The sequence below is a fragment of the Dysgonomonas mossii genome, assembly GCF_004569505.1.
Classification (GTDB): Bacteria; Bacteroidota; Bacteroidia; order Bacteroidales; family Dysgonomonadaceae; genus Dysgonomonas.
The window spans coordinates 1-4,242 of record NZ_SPPK01000015.1 but is presented as its reverse complement, the minus strand read 5'-3'; the positions used below and the strand labels follow the sequence as shown (position 1 = coordinate 4,242).

At 34.0% G+C, this 4,242-nt stretch carries 6 protein-coding genes; 1 reads left to right on the top strand and 5 read right to left on the bottom strand.

Annotated elements, in window-relative coordinates:
- Positions 1-19 precede the first annotated feature (19 nt).
- From E4T88_RS18425 to glyA, 5 genes are all read right to left on the bottom strand, one after another.
- On the bottom strand, positions 20-121 hold the full coding sequence (locus tag E4T88_RS18425) for a hypothetical protein (protein WP_368733893.1): 102 nt from the start codon (positions 119-121) through the stop codon (positions 20-22).
- A gap of 14 nt (positions 122-135) precedes the next feature.
- Complete coding sequence (locus tag E4T88_RS17180) at positions 136-696, bottom strand: phosphatidylserine decarboxylase (RefSeq protein ID WP_306461442.1); 561 nt, start codon at positions 694-696, stop codon at positions 136-138.
- Between the two features lie 36 nt (positions 697-732).
- Positions 733-1,131 carry an HAD family hydrolase gene (locus E4T88_RS18345; protein WP_228094006.1) on the bottom strand — a complete coding sequence of 133 codons (399 nt, stop codon included), beginning with the start codon at positions 1,129-1,131 and terminating at the stop codon, positions 733-735.
- Positions 1,132-1,365: 234 nt separating this feature from the next.
- Positions 1,366-2,100: a YggS family pyridoxal phosphate-dependent enzyme gene (locus E4T88_RS17170; protein ID WP_135107531.1), complete on the bottom strand. Its 735-nt coding sequence runs from the start codon at positions 2,098-2,100 to the stop codon at positions 1,366-1,368.
- 3 nt (positions 2,101-2,103) lie between these two features.
- Complete coding sequence (glyA, locus tag E4T88_RS17165) at positions 2,104-3,384, bottom strand: serine hydroxymethyltransferase (RefSeq protein WP_135107529.1); 1,281 nt, start codon at positions 3,382-3,384, stop codon at positions 2,104-2,106.
- Between the two features lie 636 nt (positions 3,385-4,020).
- Between glyA and E4T88_RS18140 the strand changes: the two genes are divergently transcribed.
- Positions 4,021-4,215: a hypothetical protein gene (locus E4T88_RS18140; protein ID WP_135107527.1), complete on the top strand. Its 195-nt coding sequence runs from the start codon at positions 4,021-4,023 to the stop codon at positions 4,213-4,215.
- The last annotated feature ends 27 nt before the right edge of the window (positions 4,216-4,242 follow it).

Here is a 4,242-nt window from a genome sequence, read left to right as displayed (position 1 = left end):
GACGTACATCAAAATCGCTTCATTGTTTATTTTTGATATTATTTACTGCTATTAAAGTTCTGCAGCCGATAACTGTTTGTCCGATCTCAACTTTAACCTCTATTCCAAGAGGTAGATACATATCTACTCTTGAACCTAGTTTAATAAATCCAAAAGATAGTTTAGTTTTCCAATATCGCCTATTTCCGGATAAGTAACGATTCGTCTGGCCATAGCTCCTGCAATTTGTCGGACTAATATTTGTTGACCATCTTCCCGTTCTAAAACGATTGTAGATCGCTCATTTTCTGTACTCGACTTAGGTAAATAAGCAGCTCTAAATCTTCCTTTATGATGTTTCTTATATATAATATGCACATTGTCTAGAGGATACCAATTTGCATGTACATTAAACACAGACATAAAAACTGAGACCAATAATCTTTCATCTTTAAAGAACTCGGGTTCATATACTTCTTCAATAGAAACAATCTTACCATCAGCAGGCGAAACGATCGAACTCTCTTTATCACCATTGAAGACCCACTTGGGACTTCTGTAAAAATTTAGAGTAAAACACCATATAATAGTCGATACTATAATCAATATGCTAACAACAAATGCATCATTGATGAAATAAATTCCGACAGTATTTATCAGAACTAGAACTAAAGTCACATTTATTAGAGATATACGACCCACTTGATGAATATTCATAGTTTTATATATTTGATATAATAGCCTTTATCCAATTCACTGAGGCCTGCCCAAAGTCCGGAATACAGTTATACATTTCTCCATCAATACTTCTTTGGAATGAGTGGTGGTAAATCCAATTACAGGTATTCTGGCAGCATTCCCTGCCAGAATGCCAGCTAAAGAGTCTTCAAACACAATACAATTTCTAGTTTCACAAGACAGCCTTTTTACTCCTAACAAAAAACAATCCGAAGCGGGCCTCCCATTTTGTATATCTTTTGGGGATATTATTACATCGAAGAGTGTATCAAACTGCATCTGTTGGCAAGCGCGGTTTAGCTTTAACTCCATAGCACTTGTTACTAAGCCCACCCTGATATTATGGAGCTTGAGTTCTTTTACAAAATCAATAGCACCGAGAACATCAGAGAATTGAACAGATTCTTCAAACAACCTAAAATCCCGAAGAATTTGTTCTACTTCTTTATCTGATAATTAATTTATTAAAGTAATAACTAAAAATATGAGGAATAGTCATTCCTTTTATCTTATTCTCAAAATCTTCAACATGAATATTATATTGCTTTGTAATTTTATTCCAAAAAATGGTATATTGTGGTTCTGTGTCGATAATAACCCCATCCATATCAAATAATCCGCATATATTCATTTCTATATTTTTTAGTTTCAATTAAGTTTTCCCAATTCATTCCAATAGTAGCTATTCGGATAAATTCGCTCTCCGAAAATAGCAGTACCAACACGAACAATAGTTGCTCCTTCTTCAATGGCAACTTCTAAGTCTCCGCTCATCCCCATCGATAGTTCAGTCATATTTACATTCAATATATTCTCTTCAATAACTTGTTGTTGGATATCTTTTAGTAACCTGAAGCATCTTCTTACCTTTTCTTCTTCAGCACTGAATAAACCTATTGTCATCAAGCCTTTGATTTTCAATGTATCATATTTTGCGACCTCTTTTATAAATGAAATAACATTTATTGGATCTAAGCCGAATTTACTCTCCTCATAGGATGTGTTTACCTGCACCAGTATGTCTATACTTTTGCCTTCAAACTGTAGCCGTTGATCTAACTTTTGTACTAGATCAAGTCTATCTATAGACTCTATACAAGACACATATTTTAGGACTTCTTTAACTTTATTCGTTTGTAAATGACCGATATAATGTTTTTCACAATTATAATGAGTCAGTTTCTCTTCTTTTTCTTTTAATTCTTGTACTTTATTTTCCCCTATTAAAGTTTCTCCACATTCTAATGCAAATCCTATCCTCTCAGCCGGAACCGTTTTTGTTGCTAATAATAATCTTACATCATTAGCATCACGGTTTGCTCTATCACAAGCTACTTTTATTCTTTGATGAATTACAAAAAGATTATTTTTCACTGTATCCATAATCTAACAATTTGAATAAATCGGAAATTCTGATATAAATTCTCGAACTCTTTCTCTTAATCTATTCAGTGTTATTATACACATTTTGTTTGTTAATACAGAATCTATAAGATTTGCAACATCATCCATGTTTTCCTCTTTTAGTCCTCGTGAGGTAAGGGCTGCTGTTCCAAATCTAATTCCCGAAGTAATAAAAGGTGACTTTTCATCATAAGGTATCATGTTCTTATTAGCTGTAATACCAACAGAATCTAAAAGCTCTTGTGCAGACCTCCCATCAATTGATTTGTTAGATAAATCTATTAGCATTAAATGATTGTCTGTTCCATCCGAAATAATTTTGTAGCCTTTATCCATCAATGAACTTGCAAGCTTTTTTGCATTCTTTACAACCTGAGTAGCATAGCTATAGTAATCTTCACTTAGCGCTTCTTTAAATGCAATAGCTTTTGCAGCTATAATATGCTCTAGCGGACCTCCTTGAGTTCCCGGAAAAACAGCGGAATCTAAAAATAAGGACATCATCTTATAATTTCCTTTATTATCTTTTTCTCCAATAGTATTTTCAAAATCTTTTCCGATCATAATCATACCACCTCTAGGACCTCTTAGTGTTTTATGGGTAGTGGTAGTTATTATATGGCAATGAGGTAGTGGATCGTTTAACAAACCTTTTGCTATTAGTCCTGCCGGATGAGCAATATCAGCCAGCACTATTGCACCAATTTTATCGGCTATTTGCCTGATTCGTTTGTAGTCCCAATCCCTTGAATAGGCAGATGCACCCGCTATTATCATTTCTGGTTTTATAGCCAAAGCTTTTTGCTCCAGTTCCTGATAGTCTATAAGTCCGGTTTCTCTTTTTACTCCATAGAAATAAGCATCATACATCCTACCCGAAAAATTCACCGGTGAACCATGAGTTAAATGACCGCCATGATTTAAACTAAAGCCCAATATCTTATCTTTTGGCTTTAATAAAGCATGAAAAACTGCAATATTAGCTTGCGAACCCGAATGCGGCTGGACATTTACCCATTCTGCACCAAATAGTTTTTTTGCTCGCTCTATAGCGAGTGTCTCTATCCCATCAATATATTGACATCCTCCATAATATCTTTTGTAAGGTAACCCTTCTGCATACTTGTTGGTTAGTACCGATCCGGCAGCTCTCATTACAGACTTACTCACAATATTCTCTGATGCTATCAGTTCTATTGATGTCTGTTGTCTTTCTAATTCTTGTTCAATAAGATTAAATACTTCGTAATCTGAATTTATCATAATCAAATATTCTTTACCCGAGGTTAATATTTTTCAAATAGCAAAAGTATAGCGTATTTGGACCAGATACATGGTCCAGTATTTAGATTAAATGCCAGTCCAATTCAAAGCGTATATATAATAACTGGACTGTATATTTATATTAAAACTGCACCACTATGACAATCCTCATATGTAATACTTTTGTATTGCAAGAGCTAAGAGATACTTTCTATGATAACGGAAAGTAATTATTTTATTAAAAACTAAGTAAATCTGAAAAAGGCAATTTTTCACCATGCAGATTGTCCTGTTTGTATAAGTGCAGAAGAAGATATTTTAAATCTTATCCCTAAAGGTCAGGTTGAAGTAATACATCTGGGTACAAATAAAGCAAATGTAAAAGTAGCTGAGAATACAGTTGTAAAATCTGTTCCAGCATTGGTGTTAACTAACGGAAATGTTTTGCATATCAACTTTGGAGCTTCAGTAGAGGATTTAAAGTAATCATAAAGAGAAGTCCAAAAGCTTTTCCTTTCGGACTTATAGATTATTTAATTAAAGTAAAAGAATACAATGGTCGGGTGGTTAGGCAAAGATCGCAATACCTTTTAGATAGGTTCGAATCCTCTTCCGACCTCAATACCCTTAAAGAGAATGATTGGCGGCAAGGTTATCGTAATACACAGTATGGTTTCTACAGGATATATATACAATAATACGATATCATCAGTTCTAAAAATGGGTAGTGTTACCGTGTCGCCGTCAGAAACGCGCACTACCCTACCCTTTAGTCTTTTGCTGAAGAAGTATTTGAAAAAGAAAGTAGTACTAAAACCGATTTTCTCATAATGATACAAAGATAGAATTTATTCCAAA

Coding starts and splice junctions, on each gene's coding strand:
- E4T88_RS18425 (WP_368733893.1), bottom strand. CDS start 121: ATGTATCTACCTCTTGGAATAGAGGTTAAAGTTGAGATCGGACAAACA.
- E4T88_RS17180 (WP_306461442.1), bottom strand. CDS start 696: ATGAATATTCATCAAGTGGGTCGTATATCTCTAATAAATGTGACTTTA.
- E4T88_RS17170 (WP_135107531.1), bottom strand. CDS start 2,100: ATGGATACAGTGAAAAATAATCTTTTTGTAATTCATCAAAGAATAAAA.
- glyA (WP_135107529.1), bottom strand. CDS start 3,384: ATGATAAATTCAGATTACGAAGTATTTAATCTTATTGAACAAGAATTA.
- E4T88_RS18140 (WP_135107527.1), top strand. CDS start 4,021: ATGATTGGCGGCAAGGTTATCGTAATACACAGTATGGTTTCTACAGGA.